Raw genomic sequence first — 1,031 nt, 5'->3', positions numbered from 1 at the left:
CTTACACCCACCATCGCAAGGTGGACTGCTGTCGCGCGTCAGACTTAGGGCATGTCTGACAATCGTTTTGACCATGCGAGCACAGCATTCAGGACCACAGCGGCCCTGTAGATGATCGCGTACTTGTCATACCGGGTCGCCAGACCCCGCCACTGCTTCAGGTGCGCGTACTGGCGCTCGATGACGTTGCGGCCCTTGTAGGCGTCCGCGTCGAGGCTGACGGGGCGCCCGCCGCGGGCACCGCGCCGTCTGCGGTGGCCCTGCTGGTCGGCCGGTTCGGGGATGACCGCTTTGATCCCACGGGCACGTAGGTGGGTGCGGATCGCCCGGGAGGAGTACGCCTTATCGCCCAGCACGGCCTCGGGGCGGGTCCGGGGCCGCCCTACTGGCCGGGTCACGCGCAGCTGCGCCAGAAGAGGAAGCAGCATCGGGGAGTCCCCTGCCTGGCCGGGGGTGATCAGGCTGACCAGCGGCAGCCCGGTCCCATCGACGAGCTGATGGATCTTCGTGCTCAGCCCGCCACGGGAGCGCCCGATGCCGTGATCGGCCGGCTCCTCACGCGGATTCTTGTAGTTCGATCCATCCCCCTGTGTGGCGGGTGATGTTCGTCGCGTGCTGGTGGGCGCGGGCGATCGTGGAGTCCACCGAGACCGACCAATCGATCAGGCCTTCGGCGTCAGCGGCGGCGGTCAGCGTGGCCAGCACCGTGTCCCAGGTGCCCTCTTCGGCCAAGCGCCGATGCCAGGTCCACACGGTCTGCCAGGGCCCGTAGACCTCGGGCAGATCCCTCCAAGCGATTCCGCACGTGTATCGGTCGATGATCGCCTCCGCCATGGTGCGGGCGTCGGCGAACGGCCTGCCGGCGCGGCCGGTCCGGGTCGGGAGCATCGGGGCGATCAACTCCCATTGGGTGTCAGAGAGCATCTGGAACCGGGACATGTCCCCAGGGTCTCAGCTGACTCGTGCATCTATTCTCAGACACGCCCTAGGCCGGGAGTGCCGCGCGGCCATGCGCGTGCGTCATGCAGGTC

General features: G+C 67.8%; 1 pseudogene. It reads right to left on the bottom strand.

The window, feature by feature from the left end:
- Nucleotides 1-44 precede the first annotated feature (44 nt).
- A pseudogene (locus tag AB2385_RS17130) lies at nt 45-939 on the bottom strand (IS5 family transposase).
- Nucleotides 940-1,031 lie beyond the last annotated feature (92 nt).

The sequence above is a fragment of the Symbiobacterium sp. genome (assembly GCF_040797425.1).
Classification (GTDB): Bacteria; Bacillota; Sulfobacillia; order Symbiobacteriales; family Symbiobacteriaceae; genus Symbiobacterium.
The sequence above is the reverse complement of the archived record's forward strand: the minus strand, read 5'-3'. Positions and strand labels throughout refer to the sequence as shown.